At 65.2% G+C, this 14,080-nt stretch carries 15 protein-coding genes; 10 read left to right on the top strand and 5 right to left on the bottom strand.

Annotated elements, in window-relative coordinates:
• Positions 1 to 63: 63 nt before the first annotated feature.
• The 5 genes from OWC48_RS00720 to OWC48_RS00700 all read left to right on the top strand — a co-directional run bounded on the left by OWC48_RS00720 (position 64) and on the right by OWC48_RS00700 (position 4,472).
• The gene (locus OWC48_RS00720; RefSeq protein ID WP_282518202.1) at positions 64 to 1,953 is read left to right on the top strand and encodes an ABC transporter permease; all 1,890 of its coding nucleotides are present in this window, start codon (positions 64 to 66) and stop codon (positions 1,951 to 1,953) included.
• On the top strand, positions 1,950 to 2,735 hold the full coding sequence (locus OWC48_RS00715; protein WP_282518201.1) for an ABC transporter ATP-binding protein: 786 nt from the start codon (positions 1,950 to 1,952) through the stop codon (positions 2,733 to 2,735). Before OWC48_RS00720 ends, OWC48_RS00715 begins: the two co-directional genes overlap by 4 nt.
• Positions 2,732 to 3,436 (top strand): ABC transporter ATP-binding protein, encoded by a 705-nt coding sequence (locus tag OWC48_RS00710; protein WP_247307205.1) that lies wholly within the window; start codon positions 2,732 to 2,734, stop codon positions 3,434 to 3,436. The genes OWC48_RS00715 and OWC48_RS00710 overlap by 4 nt, the downstream gene beginning before the upstream one ends.
• 13 nt (positions 3,437 to 3,449) lie before the next feature.
• A complete protein-coding gene (locus tag OWC48_RS00705) occupies positions 3,450 to 3,905 on the top strand; it encodes a MarR family winged helix-turn-helix transcriptional regulator (protein WP_282518200.1) in 456 nt (151 codons plus the stop codon).
• 177 nt (positions 3,906 to 4,082) lie between these two features.
• Entirely contained in the window at positions 4,083 to 4,472 is a 390-nt protein-coding gene (locus tag OWC48_RS00700; protein ID WP_306664151.1) for a hypothetical protein, read from the top strand.
• A 4-nt stretch (positions 4,473 to 4,476) separates the two neighbouring features.
• Here the strand turns inward: OWC48_RS00700 and OWC48_RS00695 are convergent, their stop codons facing one another.
• Both OWC48_RS00695 and OWC48_RS00690 read right to left on the bottom strand, forming a co-directional pair.
• Complete coding sequence (locus OWC48_RS00695; protein ID WP_282518198.1) at positions 4,477 to 5,166, bottom strand: hypothetical protein; 690 nt, start codon at positions 5,164 to 5,166, stop codon at positions 4,477 to 4,479.
• A 125-nt stretch (positions 5,167 to 5,291) separates the two neighbouring features.
• The gene (locus tag OWC48_RS00690) at positions 5,292 to 6,488 is read right to left on the bottom strand and encodes an amidohydrolase family protein (RefSeq protein WP_282518197.1); all 1,197 of its coding nucleotides are present in this window, start codon (positions 6,486 to 6,488) and stop codon (positions 5,292 to 5,294) included.
• 157 nt (positions 6,489 to 6,645) lie between these two features.
• Between OWC48_RS00690 and OWC48_RS00685 the strand changes: the two genes are divergently transcribed.
• The 3 genes from OWC48_RS00685 (at position 6,646) to OWC48_RS00675 (ending at position 9,249) form a co-directional block, all read left to right on the top strand.
• Positions 6,646 to 7,419 carry a ferredoxin--NADP reductase gene (locus tag OWC48_RS00685; RefSeq protein WP_282518196.1) on the top strand — a complete coding sequence of 258 codons (774 nt, stop codon included), beginning with the start codon at positions 6,646 to 6,648 and terminating at the stop codon, positions 7,417 to 7,419.
• A gap of 106 nt (positions 7,420 to 7,525) precedes the next feature.
• Positions 7,526 to 7,852 (top strand): hypothetical protein, encoded by a 327-nt coding sequence (locus tag OWC48_RS00680; protein ID WP_282518195.1) that lies wholly within the window; start codon positions 7,526 to 7,528, stop codon positions 7,850 to 7,852.
• Between the two features lie 89 nt (positions 7,853 to 7,941).
• Positions 7,942 to 9,249, top strand: coding sequence for a cytochrome P450 (locus tag OWC48_RS00675; protein ID WP_282518194.1), 1,308 nt, complete (start codon positions 7,942 to 7,944; stop codon positions 9,247 to 9,249).
• Here OWC48_RS00675 and OWC48_RS00670 read toward each other — a convergent pair.
• The 3 genes from OWC48_RS00670 to OWC48_RS00660 all read right to left on the bottom strand — a co-directional run bounded on the left by OWC48_RS00670 (position 9,150) and on the right by OWC48_RS00660 (position 12,293).
• Complete coding sequence (locus OWC48_RS00670; protein WP_282518193.1) at positions 9,150 to 10,400, bottom strand: DUF763 domain-containing protein; 1,251 nt, start codon at positions 10,398 to 10,400, stop codon at positions 9,150 to 9,152. The genes OWC48_RS00675 and OWC48_RS00670 overlap by 100 nt on opposite strands.
• Positions 10,401 to 10,504: 104 nt before the next feature.
• Positions 10,505 to 11,305 (bottom strand): ABC transporter substrate-binding protein, encoded by an 801-nt coding sequence (locus OWC48_RS00665; RefSeq protein ID WP_282518192.1) that lies wholly within the window; start codon positions 11,303 to 11,305, stop codon positions 10,505 to 10,507.
• Positions 11,306 to 11,315: 10 nt separating this feature from the next.
• A complete protein-coding gene (locus tag OWC48_RS00660; protein ID WP_282518191.1) occupies positions 11,316 to 12,293 on the bottom strand; it encodes a tripartite tricarboxylate transporter substrate binding protein in 978 nt (325 codons plus the stop codon).
• A 113-nt stretch (positions 12,294 to 12,406) separates the two neighbouring features.
• Between OWC48_RS00660 and OWC48_RS00655 the strand changes: the two genes are divergently transcribed.
• Positions 12,407 to 13,117 carry a TetR/AcrR family transcriptional regulator gene (locus tag OWC48_RS00655; RefSeq protein WP_282518190.1) on the top strand — a complete coding sequence of 237 codons (711 nt, stop codon included), beginning with the start codon at positions 12,407 to 12,409 and terminating at the stop codon, positions 13,115 to 13,117.
• A 30-nt stretch (positions 13,118 to 13,147) separates the two neighbouring features.
• Complete coding sequence (locus tag OWC48_RS00650; RefSeq protein WP_282518189.1) at positions 13,148 to 14,032, top strand: amidohydrolase; 885 nt, start codon at positions 13,148 to 13,150, stop codon at positions 14,030 to 14,032.
• Positions 14,033 to 14,080 lie beyond the last annotated feature (48 nt).

Below are 14,080 nucleotides of genomic sequence, written 5' to 3'. Positions count from 1 at the left end.
CGCGTAGCGCCGTCTCGAAGGATGAAGCGAGACACTGAGACTTATGCCTAACCCGGACCGCCGATGGCCTTTTATGTCGTACAGTTTTTGACCGGTCTCGCCAGCGCAGCGTCGCTGTTCCTGGTGGCCTCGGGCCTGTCGATCATCTTCGGCGTGACGCGGATCGTGAATTTCGCGCATGGCGCCTTCTACATGATCGGCGCCTACATCGCCTTCACGCTCACCGAGCGGCTTTCGGGAGCGTGCGGCTTCTGGGGCGCGATCGTCATCGCCGCGTTTGCCGTGGCCTTGATCGGCGTCATCGTCGAGATGGTGCTGCTGCGCCGCATCTATCACGCGCCCGAGCTGTTCCAGCTGCTTGCGACCTTCGGCCTGACCTTGATGGTCGAGGATCTCGTCGTGCTGATCTGGGGCCCCGACGATCTCGTCGGCCGCCGCGCGCCGGGCTTCAAGGGCGCCATCGATTTCTTCGGCCAGAACATCCCGAGCTACGATTTGTTCCTGATCGTGCTCAGCCCGGTCGTACTCGGCATTCTCTGGCTGCTGTTCCAGCGCACGCGCTGGGGCGTGCTGGTGCGCGCGGCGACGCAGGACCGCGACATGGTCGCGGCGCTTGGCGTCAACCAGAAATGGCTGTTCACATCCGTGTTTGCGGTCGGCGTCTTCCTCGCCGCACTCGGCGGCGCGCTCCAGATCCCGCGCGATGCCGTGCATCACGCCATGGATCTGCGTATCATCGTCGAGGTCTTCGTCGTGGTCGTGATCGGTGGCCTCGGCAGCATCGTCGGCGCCTTCGTCGCGGCGGTGCTGGTCTCCGAGCTCAATGCCTTCGGCATCCTGATCTTTCCGAAAATCTCCATCATCCTGGTCTTCCTGGTGATGGCGGTGGTGCTGATCGTCCGGCCCTGGGGCCTGTTCGGCAAACCCGAGGCGGCCGCGCGCAAGACACCGGGCCTCACCGTCAATCCCTGGCGGCCGCTGACGTCGAACGAGCGGCTCGCGGCGCTTGCCGCGCTCGTCATCGCGGCGACGCTGCCGCTGTTCGCCGGCAATTATGTTCTCACGGTCGGTTCGGAGATCGCGATCTTCGTGATCTTCGCCGTCAGCCTGCATTTCCTGATGTCGGTCGGCGGGCTCGCGTCGTTCGGGCATGCCGCTTATTTCGGTCTCGGCGCCTACGGCGTCGCCTTCCTCGCCAAGATAGCAGGGTTGCCGATGATCGTGTGCCTGCTGCTCGGACCGCTGCTGGGCTGCATGGGCGCGGCCGTGTTCGGTTTCTTCGCGGTGCAGCTTTCCGGCGTCTATTTCGCGATGCTGACGCTTGCGTTTGCGCAGATCGTCTGGTCGATCGCGTTCCAGTGGGTGAGTGTAACGGGCGGCGACAACGGCATACTCGGCGTCTGGCCGTCAAGCTGGGCGGCGAGCCCGGGGCATTTCTATTGGTTGGCGCTCGGCGTTGCGGCACTTGTGACGGTCGCGCTTCGGGCCATGGTATTCTCGCCGTTCGGCTACGCACTCAGGGCCACGCGCGACTCGCCTCTGCGCAGCGAGGCGGTCGGCATCAATGCCAAGCGCATCCAGTGGACGGCGTTCGTGATCGCCGGCACGACCGCCGGCATCGGCGGCGCGCTGTTCGCCTACCTCAAGGGCAGCGTCTTCCCCGACAATCTTGGGATCTCGCTGTCGGTCGACGCGCTGGTCATGGTGCTGCTCGGCGGCGTCGAGACGGTGTCGGGCGCGGTGATCGGCGCTATCGTCTACAAGGCGCTCAACATCTGGCTGGTCAGCCAGACCGACCTGTCAAAGCTCGTGCTTGGCGGCTTCATCGTGCTGATCGTCGTCGTCTTCCCCAAGGGCATCGTCGGCACGCTGGAGATGCTGGCGCAGCGGCGCAGAAAGACATCGCCGCCGGGATCTCCCTTGCTTGCCAAGCCGATCGAGTCCGTCGAATGAGCGTCGCACCCCCACTTCTCGCGGTTGAAGGCCTGTCCAAATCTTATGGCGGCATCCACGCCGTGCGCGGCGTCTCGTTCTCGCTGCGATCAGGCGAAATTCTGGCGCTGATCGGTCCGAACGGCGCGGGCAAGAGCACCTGCTTCGACATGCTCAACGGCCAGAACAAGCCTGATACCGGCCATGTCCGCCTGCTCGGCGAGGAGATCACCGGCAAGAAGCCGCGCGAGATCTGGCGGCTCGGCGTCGGGCGCACCTTCCAGATCACGGCGACCTTCGCGACCATGACCGTGCGAGAGAACGTGCAGGTCGCGCTGATCTCGCATGGGAAGCAGCTGTTTAATCTCTTTGGCTCGGCGCCGAACTTCGACCGCGGCGAGGCCGGGCGGCTGCTCGAGCTGGTCGGCATGGGCGGCTACGCCGATCGGCCCTGCGGTGAGCTCGCCTATGGCGACCTCAAGCGGCTCGAGCTCGCGGTTGCGCTCGCCAACGAGCCCAAGCTGCTGCTGATGGACGAGCCGACCGCCGGCATGGCGCCGCGCGAGCGCGTCGAGCTGATGCGGCTGACGGCGCAGATCGCGCGGGAGAAGTCGATCGGCGTGCTCTTCACCGAGCACGACATGGACGTGGTGTTCGAGCATGCCGACCGCATCATCGTGCTCAACCGCGGCACGCTGATCGCCGAAGGCTCGCCGGCCGAGGTGCGCAGCAATCCGCAGGTGCAGGCAGTCTATCTTGGCGATGGCCTGCTTTACGATGCCGGGCATGGAGCCTCCGCATGAAGCTCACGGTGCAGGACCTCAACAGTCATTACGGCCCGGCCCATATCCTGTTCGACATCGGTTTCGAGGTCGGCGAGGGCGAGGTGGTGGCGTTGCTCGGCCGCAACGGCGCCGGCAAGTCGACGACGTTTCGCTCGATCGTCGGGCTCGTTGCCCAGCGCTCGGGGCGCATCATGTTCGAGGGCAAGGATGTCTCGGCGCGCCCGACGCATGAAATCGTGCGCGACGGGCTCGGCTATGTGCCGGAGGAGCGGCGCATCTTCACTGATTTGACGGTGGAGGAGAATCTCGAGGTCGGCCGCCAGCCGAAGCGTCCGAACGCCCCGCACTGGACCCGCGAAAAACTGTTCGCGCTGTTTCCGAACCTGGGTGAGATGAAGAATCGTCCGGGCGGCCGTATGAGCGGCGGCGAGCAGCAGATGCTCACCATCGCGCGCACGCTGATGGGCAATCCGTCGCTGGTGCTGCTGGACGAGCCCTCGGAAGGCCTGTCGCCGAAGATCGTGGAGCAGATGGTCGATGCCATCCTGACCATGAAGAAGGAAGGCGTCAGCATCGTCGTCTCCGAGCAGAATTTGCACTTTGCGCGGCTGATTTCCGACCGCGCCTATATCATCGAGCGCGGCCGCATCTGCTTCGGCGGCACCATGGCCGAGCTCGACGCGCGTCCGGATATCCGCGACGCGCATCTGTCGTTGTGAGGGGCGGGACTGAATGGCAAGAAGCGTCGCGGCGAAGAAGAGCGTCAAGCCGGCAAAATCGTCTTACGTGCTCGACGAGCAGGTCGGCTTCATCCTGCGTCAGGTCTGGCAGCGCCACAGCTCGATCTTCTCGCGCGACATCGGCACCAATCTGACCCCGACGCAGTGGGCGGCCTTGTCGAAGCTGGCCGAGACCGGGCCATGCTCGCAGAACCAGCTCGGGCGGCTGACGGCGATGGATGTCGCGACCATCAAGGGCGTGATCGATCGCCTGACGGCGCGCGGTCTCACGGAGACCAGCCAGGACCCTGAAGACGGACGTCGGCTGCTGGTCAGCCTGACGCGTGCAGGTCAGCAGCTATCCGAGAAGGTCGCGCCGAATGCGCTCGCGATCACACGGGAAACGCTGGCGCCGCTCGACGCCAGGGAGCGCGAGATGCTGATGGCGCTGTTGAACAAGCTGCGGTGAGTAAGGTGCCGTAGTGAAGGTCTCGTAGGGTGGGCAAAGCGAAGCGTGCCCCCCATCTTCCTTAAGCCGCAAGGATCGTGGGCACGGCGCTTCGCGCCTTTGCCCACCCTACGGCAGTTGAACAAGCTGCGGGGACTGGCGACTAATCTCGATGAAGGGTTTGTCGAGGTTTTTGGGATGAGAGCGGTAACGCGGTTTGCAGTGACTTTGAGTGTTGCTGCAGCGCTGGCGGGCAGTTGCGCTCCCGCTTGGGCGGCGCAACCCTACGAGGGCTTCTGGGCCTCGACCAAAAAGGACTGCCGCGATCAGGACAGCGCCAACCGCATGAGCATCGAGGGCGGCAACCGTCTCTATTGGTACGAGACCCGGTGCCACGCCAGCGAGATCACTGCGGACGGCAAGCTCGGCTGGAAGATGAAGCTCGCCTGCGAAGGCGAGGGCGAGAAGTTTCGCTCCAATCCGCGGGTGTCCATCGCGGCGGACAGCAGGCTGGTGATGGACAACGGCCCAGTCGGTCAGGCCAAGCGCCAGACCTATGTGCGCTGTGAGATCGCGAAGAAGCGCTGATCCCTTACGTCTTCCCCGGCCATTTGGCGCGGTAGCGGATTTCGCTGCCATCGGCGAGCCGCCGCCACGTGCCGAACTCTGGCGTATGCGGCGCGCGGGCCGTCAAGTCGACCGGATAGATCCGGCTCGGCTGGTCCGCGATGTTGACGGCGAGTTGCCGGTGCGCGGTCCGGAACGCCAGCTCGACCTCGCCGGCAATGACAGGTTGGTCGCCGTCGTAATAGTAGCCGGCGGGGTTCAGCTCACCCGGCATGGTGTTGAGGTCGGTCTGCAATTCGATGGTGATGCCTTGCGGTGACGCCGGCACCGTTACGCCGGCGGGGAAGCGAACCTCGAACACGAGCAGGGGATTGCTGGCGTTCGGATTGAGCCAGGGTGTTGCGGTCGCATAGGCGTAGGCAATGTAGATGCCGATACCGGCGGCGCAGAGCAGCACGACGATGCCAAGCGACTTCAGGCTGTTGCGCGCGACGCTGCCCTTGCCTGCGTCCCTGCCTGAACGCGTCACCAGCCAGCTGGCGAGCATCGCGCCGGCGATCGCACCGATGGGGGAGTAGAAGAACAGCCCCAGCAGACCCGACGTGATCGGGTCTGCGCGGTTGCCGAAATCGAGCACGGAGAACAGGACGAAGGTCGCGACATAGCCCGCTACTGCGCCAGCAACGCCGATGGCTATTCGCGATGAATTTTTCATGTCTCCCTCGATGGTCCAGCAATGAACTGCCGCCGCCGAGGGCTGCCTGCGTTAGACGCAGCAGGCAGCAGACTTGTTCAATGCCTTCGAGGCGCGACGCGGAGCGGCAAGCCGCTCCGGCTGCGTCACTTCGCCACCACTTCCGGCACCCGTCCGGCCGGCGGCGTGTTGCGGCTGCGCTGGGTGCGCACGATGCCGTCGATGATGGTCATGCCGATGCCGGGGAGGTCGCCGAGCTGGACGCTCTCCAGGATGGTCTTGCCGGGTGAGTGCTGGGCCTTGTCCATGATGACGAAATCGGCGGAGCGGCCGACCTCGATCAGGCCGCAATCAAGCGCGCGCATCCGCGCGGTGTTGCCGGTCGCAAGGCAGAACGCGAGCTCGGCCGGCAAATCGCCGAGCGAGGACAGCATCGAGACCATGCGCAGAATGCCGAGCGGCTGCACCCCGGAGCCGGCGGGCGCGTCGGTGCCGAGGATGACGCGGTGCAGGTCGCCCATCTCGCGCGCGATGCGCAGCGTGAACAGGGCCGAGCGCTCATTGCCGTTGTGAACGATCTCAAGGCCGCGCTTGCAGCCCTCGCAGATGCAGCGGATCTGGTCGTCGGGCAGCGCGGTGTGGCCGCCATTGATGTGGCCGACCACGTCGGTGTCGGCCTCCAGCACCACGTCCTTGTCGATCAGGCCGGAGCCGGGGATCGAGGGGCCGCCGGTGTGGATCGTGCTCTGGATGCCGTATTTGCGGGCCCAGCCGACCATCTTGCGCGCCGTCGGGCCGTCCTTGACGCCGCCAAGGCCGACCTCGCCGAGCAGCTTGACGCCGGCGGCGGCCAACTCCTTGAAATCCTCCTCGACCATCTCGCATTCGATCACCGGTGCGCCGGCGTGAACCTTCACGCCGCCCGGGCGCAGATTCCAGAATGCGCGCTGTGCGAAGATCGCCATCGCCTTCAGCCCGACGACGTCGCGCGGGCGGCCGGGCATGTGAACCTCGCCGGCGGAGATCATCGTGGTGACGCCGCCGTGCAAATTGCTGTCGATCCAGCCGATCTGGTTCTGGCGTGGCGTCCAGTCGCCCGCCACAGGGTGGACATGGCTGTCGATCAGGCCGGGCGCGACCGTGGTGCCGTTGGCCTCGACGATGGTGGTCGCGCCTTCGGTGTTGAGGTCCTTGAAGCGGCCGATGGCGGTGATCTTGCCGTTCTCGGCGACGATGGTGTCGCCGTCCAGGATCGGCTTTTCCAGGGCGCCGGACAGGATCAGGCCGATATTCCGGATCACGAGCTTCGAGGGTCCGGTGGCCTGGGGGGCGTCATGCGCCATGGAAGGGGCTCCTTGTTCCTAACTGCAACGCTCGCGATCTTGGGCAGCCTTGACCCCGGGAGCAAGCAGGATTATTCATTAGTACACGAATGATCGTGTACAAACGACGCATAGCTGCCCGCCTCGGAACCGCATTGCAAGCGACAGGGAAGGTGAGATGAGCAATTTCAATCAGGAAAGCGTTTTGAGCGTCCACCACTGGACCGACACGCTGTTCTCCTTCAAGACCACCCGCAGCCCGACCTTCCGTTTCCGCAACGGCGAATTCACCATGATCGGGCTCAAGGTCGGCGAGAAGCCGCTGCTGCGGGCCTACAGCGTCGCCAGCGCCAATTACGAGGACACGCTGGAGTTCTTCTCGATCAAGGTGCCGGACGGTCCGCTGACCTCGCGCCTCCAGCATCTGAAGGAAGGCGACGAGATCATCGTCAGCCGCAAGGCCACCGGCACGCTGGTGATCGACAATCTCGAAGAGGGCCGCAACCTCTACCTCATCGGCACCGGCACGGGCCTCGCACCGTTTCTGAGCGTGATCAAGGACCCCGAGACCTATGAGCGGTTCGAGAAGGTCGCGCTGCTGCACGGCTGCCGGCATGTGAAGGAGCTCGCCTATGGCGAGATGATCACCGAGACGCTGCCGAAGGACGAATTGATCGGCGAGTACATCCGCGATCAGCTGATCTACTATCCGACCGTGACCCGCGATCCCTTCCGCAACCGCGGCCGCATTACCGACCTCATCACCTCGGGCAGGCTGTTCGCCGATATCGGCCTGCCGCCGCTGGAAGCCGCCCATGACCGGGTCATGATTTGCGGCAGCCCGGCATTGGTCGCTGACACCCGCGTGCTGCTGGGCGAGCGTGGCCTCATTGAGGGCAATCACGGCGAGCCGGCCCAATTCGTGGTCGAAAAGGCCTTTGCCGAGCGCTGATCGCGGATTTTTCGCGCAATAAGACCGTATTTCCGCCGTTTGGCGGGCGTTGCGGCGCCGATTCCGTGCGCGATACACTGTGGGAACGAATCAGCGGAGTTCCCACATGGTTGCGGACAGCGACAGCAACATCGCCTGGCACCGGGTCCAGTTGAAGAAGAACCGCGCCGAGTTGAAGGCGCTCGAGACCGCGCGCTTCACGATGGGCGAGATCGCGTCTTCGAAGCGGAATGGGGAGACCCAGAAGACGATCGCGGAGCTCAAGCGCAAGATCGCGCAGTCCGAGCGCCTGGTCGCCGATCACGACAAGCGCACGCGCCGTCCCCTCGGCACCGATCTGCAAAGCCTCAGCAACGGTAGCTGGAGCCATTGGGATGCCTACACCGGCCGCCAGCAGCGCAAGACCGGCCAACGGTCGCCGGGGCGCGGATAGGCTCGCTTCTTCTCGCGCGGTTCCGGCCCTTGCGCGTCGCCTCGTACACACCATCTGGTTGAGGCGCCACCAACCAGTACGGTGAACCCATGACACCGCGCCTCGATTTCACCAGCGAGGCCTTCTTCCGCGATCCGCCCAAGGCGATCGCGGCGCTGCGCGCGTCCGGTCCGGTGGTGGCGACGCGATTTCCTCTGGTCGGCGATGTCTGGATCACCACGACCCATGACGCTACGGCGCAGGTCCTGAAGGACAGCACCACCTTCACGCTGCGCAAGGGGGATGGCAAAGTCGCCGGCCTGCGCTGGTGGATGCCGAAGCTGGTCACCACCATCGCCAACAACATGCTGACGATGGACGAGCCTGATCACACGAGGCTGCGCAGCATCGTCGACGAGGCCTTTCGCCGCCGCGCGATCGTGGCGATGGAGCCACGCATTCGCGCCATCGCCGACGGCTTGGCGAACGACCTGTTTGCCGATGGCAGCCCCGCCGACCTGATCCAGCGTTACGCCCGCATCCTGCCGGTGTCGGTGATCTGCGAATTGCTGGGGCTGCCTGCGGCCGATCGCCCGCGATTCATCGCCTGGGCCAACAAGATGTCGTCGCTGACGAACGTCATCAGCTTCTTCCGCCTGCTGCTCGCGTTTCGCAAGATGCGCGCCTATCTCGAACGGCAGTTGCAGGTCGCGCGCGTGCAGGGCGGCGAGGGCCTGATTGCCGAGCTGGTTCAGGTCGAGCGTGAGGGCGGCCAGATCACGCCGGACGAAATGGTGTCGATGGTGTTCCTGTTGCTCGCGGCAGGATCGGAGACCACGACGCATCTAATCAGCGGCTCGGTCTACGAGTTCCTCAGAAATCCGGGCTTGCGGGATTGGTTGGAGGAAGACCGGAGCCGCGTCGGGCTCGCCGTCGAGGAGTTCTTGCGCTTCGTGTCACCGGTGCAGTTTTCCAAGCCGCGCTATGTGCGGCGGGATATCGAGCTTGCGGGCGTGCCGCTGAAAAAGGGCGATCGCGTCATGGTCATGCTCGCCGCGGCGAACATGGATCCGGCGGTGCATGACCAGCCCGAGCGGCCCGACCTCACGCGCAAGCCGAACCGCCACATCTCGTTCGGAACGGGAATTCACTTCTGTCTCGGCCATCAGCTCGCACGGATCGAGGCGGCCTGTGCGCTGGAGGCGCTGTTTGCGCGATGGCCGAAGCTCGGTCTTGCCGTCGATCCCGCCCAAATTCACTGGCGCAAGCGACCGGGTCTACGTGCGATTGCGAAGCTGCCGGTCGTCGCCGTGGACAGTCAGCCCGTCGACTTCCGTGACGCCACGATGTCACGCTCCCAACCGAACACGGAGCGGCCGTCGAGATCGGGCGAGACTTCACGCTCGCCGGCGATATAGGCCTCGACCGACGGTCCGCTGGTAGTCCGCTCCAGCCGCCGCGCCTGGTCGTCGAGCCGCCTGATCGCCTGCATCTCTTCCTCGCGTCCGAGCTTTGCGTTCTGGATCGCGCCCTTCAGGACGCGGATGGTTTCGTCATAGACCTTGATCGGAACGGGGTAGGGATGCCGGTCTTTGCCGCCATGGGCGAGCGAGAAGCGCGCGGGGTCGTTGAAGCGATAGGGCGCGCCATGCACGACCTCGGCAACCATCGCGAGCGAGCGCACGGTACGCGCGCCGACGCCGGGCGTCAGTAGCAGTTCCGGGAAATCGACCGGGCCGCGTTCGGCTGCGGCGGCCAGCGTGCCGTGCAGGCGGCGCGCGAACACGTCCTTGGGCCGGACATCATGATGCGCGGGCATGATCAGATGCGGCAGCATCGCCTGCGCCGGCTCGGGCGCAGTTCCAACGAGGCGTTCGAATTCTGTGAGGATGCGATCGGGGCCGAGACCGCTCAACAGCTCGAGCTGCGCGATGCGCGAGACCTCGGCACGGTGATCGGTGAGATTGACGATCTCGCCCTGCTGCGGTCCGTCGATCGCACTGTGCGGCATATCGACAAAACTCTTCAGCGACTCCGAATGCCAGTGATAGCGGCGGGCCTGCCGCTTGTCGCCGTTCATGCCCTGCTGCACCACGGTCCATTTGGCGTCGGCGGTGACGAAGAAGCCATGCAAATAGAGATCGAAACCGTCCTGGACCGCCGCGCTGTCCACCTTGGCGACCAGGCGGCTGGCGCGCGTGAGTTTTGCGCCGTCGAAGCCGACGCGATCGCCGAGCTGCAGCAGCTCGTCCGGCGTCTTGCGCGAATGCTGGCCGCGTCCGCCGCAGACATAGATGCCGAGCTCATCCTGCAGGGGCCCGAGCCCACGCTTCAGCGCGCCGATCACGGAGGTGGTGATGCCCGAGGAATGCCAGTCCATCCCCATCACGGCACCGAACGACTGGAACCAGAACGGATGCGAGAGCCGCTGGAGGAACGCATCGCGGCCGTAATGATGCACGATCGCCTGCGTGACGATCGCACCCAGCGACGACATGCGGGTGGCGAGCCAGGGTGGAACCCGTCCGGTATGGAGAGGGAGATCGGCGCTGCCGGTACGTCGAGTCATGATCGACGCAAACTAGCGCAATTCGGCGACGGTTGCATTGAGGGAATACTGTATTGGGCAGGGCGGGAGGACACCCCACCCATGTCCGCACCCAAGTCCGGGAGCTACTCGCGCGTCACCTTGGTTGCGCCGCGCAGGCCCGCCTGCTGCTGGATCGTGTCCAGCGCGCCGGACGACTGCTCGTCCGACACGAAGCGGTTGATCAGGGGGAGTGCGTCCTCCCGTCCCTTGGGAATCGCGATGGCCATATGCTCGGCGCCCCAATTGCCGTCGAGGATTTTCGCGCCCGGCATCTGGTCGGACATCTCGAACAGCGTCGGCTTGTTGGTCGCGTAGAGGTCAATCTCGCCGCGGCCGAACATGGCGATCGCGACCTTGACGCTTTCCGCGGGAACGATGGTCGCATTCCCAAACTTCGCCGGCAATGTCCGTTCCGAGGTCGAGCCCTTGGTGACGCCGATCTTCACGCCCGGCCTGTCGATGTCCTCGATCCTGCCGATCGGCGAGTTCGCCGGGACGAGATAGCCGAGCTCGATTGCCAGCACGGGCTGGCTGAAGCTGACCTCGTTGGCGCGGGCCGGCGTGGCGTTGGTCACGGTGAAATCGACCTGGCCGTCGTGGATCGCGGTGACGATGTCGGCGACGCGCTGAAACCTGACATAGTCGATGCCAACGCCGAGCCGTTTGGCCAGCTCGCCGCCGAGATCGTAGGCGAGGCCATGCGGCTTGCCGGCCGCATCCGTCACCATCGAGGTCGGGCTGCCCGGATAGATGCCGACACGCAACGTGCCGCTCGGCGCCAGCAGCCTGGCTTCGCCATCGGCGCGCGCGGGCGCGCCGAGCAGGCCGCTCATTGCAAATGCGAGCAGGGCGGTGCGCGCAAATCGCCGGGAAGAGATCCTCATGTGACGAGCCTCACTGCGCGCGGATGTCGGCGGCCTTCAGCACCGGCTCCCATTTGGTCGCCTCGGCGTGCATGTAGGCGTCAAAGTCCTTGGCGGAGGAGCCGACCGGCGAGGCGCCGATCTTGCCGAGCGTCGACAGCACGTTCGGGTCCTGCAGCGCCGCCTTCAGATCGGTCTCGAGCTTCGCCACGATCTCCGGCGGCATCTTGGCAGGTCCAAGAACGCCCCACCAAACCGAGACGTCGTAGCCGGGGACACCGGACTCGGCGACGGTCGGGACATCAGGCAGCGCCTTGGAGCGTTCGGCCGATGTCACCGCGAGCGCGCGCACCGGGCCGCCTTCGAGCTGGCCGATCGCCTCGGCGAGCGGATTGATGCTGAGCGGGATCTCGCCCGCGATCACCGCGGTCAGCGCCGGGGCGCCGCCTTTGTAGGGGATCGCGACGATCTTGGTGCCGGACATGTATTTGAGCAGCTCGCCGGCGAGATGCGCCGAGGTGCCGTTGCCGGACATGCCGTAGGAGAGCTTGTCCGGCTCCTTCTTTGCGGCGGCGAGGAGATCGCCGAGTGTCTTGTAGGGGCTGTCCTTGGCGACGACGATCGCGAGCGGCGAGGAGGCGACCTCGGTGATCGCGGTGAAATCCTTGAACGTGTCATAGGGCACGCTTGGATAGATGAACTGGTTGAGCGGATGGCCGCTCGCGACCAGGATCAGCGTGTAGCCGTCGGGGGCGGCCTGTGTCAGCGCCTGCGAGGCGACGATGCCGCCGGCGCCCGGACGGTTGTCGATCACCGGCTGCTGGCCCCAGGTCTTCGCCAGCGCCTGGCCGAGCGTACGCGCGAGCACGTCGACGGCGCCGCCTGCCGCGTAGGGCACAAGGATATGGACCGGCTTGCTCGGGTAGTTGTCGGCGGCCTGCGCGGCGCCGCCCAGCAGCAGACCGGCACCCAGCATCAAGCCGCCGATTGTCTTGTTCAAACCCAGCATTCCCAGCACTCCTAGAGGGCGGTCGCGCGCGTGTGGCTGTCTCGAAGCCGTCCGGACGCCGCCCATGGTTCTTGTTGACGAGACCTGATCTTTTGTACGATAGTACAAATCACATGGTACGCAAGCCCACCAGCAAGGAAACGGCCCGCAAGCCGAACATGCGCGAGGCGATCCTCGCCGCGGCGGAGGAGCTGTTCGCCACCAACGGCTTCAACGCTGTTTCGGTGCGCGACATCGCCCAGGCCGCCGGCGCCAATCCCGGCAGCGTGACCTATCATTTCAAGACCAAGGACGGCCTGCTGCTGGAGATCTACCGGCGCCATTGCGGGCCGATGAATTTGCGCCGTTTCGAGCTGCTCGCCGCTGCGAAGCGCGTGCGCGATCTCCAGGACCGGCTGGAGGCGGTGGTGCGCGCCTATGTGGTGCCGGCTTTCACCTCGGGCAGCGATCTCGCCGGGGGCGGGGCGCGCTTCACGCGGCTGCGCGCCGTGATGTCCGCCGAAGGCAACGAGGTCGCGCGAAAAATCATCGCGCAGACCTTTGACGATACCAGTCACGCCTTCATCGATGCGGTCCACGAGAGCCTGCCGCATATTCCGCGCACCGACATCGTCTGGCGCAGCCACTTCCTGCTCGGCGCACTCTATTATTCGCTGGTGACGCCCGACCGCGTCTCGCGCCTGTCGCGCGGCGAGGCCGACGGCAGCGATGCCGCCAGCGCCATCGAGCAATTGGTGCAGGCCACCGTCGCCGCGTTCCAGGCGCCGGCGCTGGATCAGGCCGCGCCGGCGCGGCGGCGGCCGGTCGTCAGCAGCAAGACCTGAAAGAAGCGATCTCGCTCGGCGGTTCACCTGATGACAACGATGTACACGCCGACCATTCCGCCGCCCGATCCGAACACGCGCACGCCGAAGTTCAAGCTGCCAAGGCTGTCCTGCGATGCGCATTGCCACATCTTCGGGCCCGGCGCGACATATCCGTATGCGCCTGACCGTTCCTACACGCCGCCGGATGCACCGCTCGAGGATTTTCGTGCGCTGCATGCCAAGCTCGGCGTCGAGCGGGCCGTCATCGTCAATGCCAGCGTGCATGGGACCGACAACACTGTCGCGCTCGATGCGATCGCGCAGAGCAATGGCGCCTATCGCGCGGTCGCCAATATCGACGACACCATCAGCGAGCGTGGGCTCCAGGTGCTGCATGATGGCGGCTTCCGCGGCTGCCGCTTCAATTTCGTCCGCCATCTCGGCGGCGTCCCCGACAAGCGTGTGTTCGATCGCATCATCGCGATGGTTGCGCCGCTCGGCTGGCACATCGATCTGCATTTCGACGCGATCGACCTGCCCGAATATGCCGACGTGCTGACAAGATTGCCGCTGAGCTACACCATCGACCATATGGGACGGGTGAAGGCGTCCGAGGGGCTCGATCAGCTTCCGTTCAAAATCCTGATTGAGCTGATGCAACGCGACGAGAAATGCTGGGTCAAGATCTGCGGCTCGGAGCGGGTGTCCTCGGCCGGACCGCCGTTCGCGGACGCGGTGCCGTTCGCGCGAAAGATCGTCGAGACCGCGCCCGACCGTGTCATCTGGGGCACCGACTGGCCGCATCCCAACGTCAAGGTGATGCCGAATGACGGCGACCTGGTCGACCTGATCCCGCTGTTCGCGCCCGAGCCGGAGTTCCAGCAGAAGATTCTCGTCGATAATCCTGCGCGTCTGTTTGGGTTCGACACATGACGGTGCTCGCGATCGATACGTTGCTTATCAAGGAAAGAGGGGAGTTCG

The sequence above is a fragment of the Bradyrhizobium sp. Arg816 genome, assembly GCF_029989365.1.
In the GTDB taxonomy this organism is placed as follows: domain Bacteria; phylum Pseudomonadota; class Alphaproteobacteria; order Rhizobiales; family Xanthobacteraceae; genus Bradyrhizobium.
Note: the sequence above shows the minus strand (reverse complement) of the source record. Positions and strands in the feature narration are given on the sequence as shown.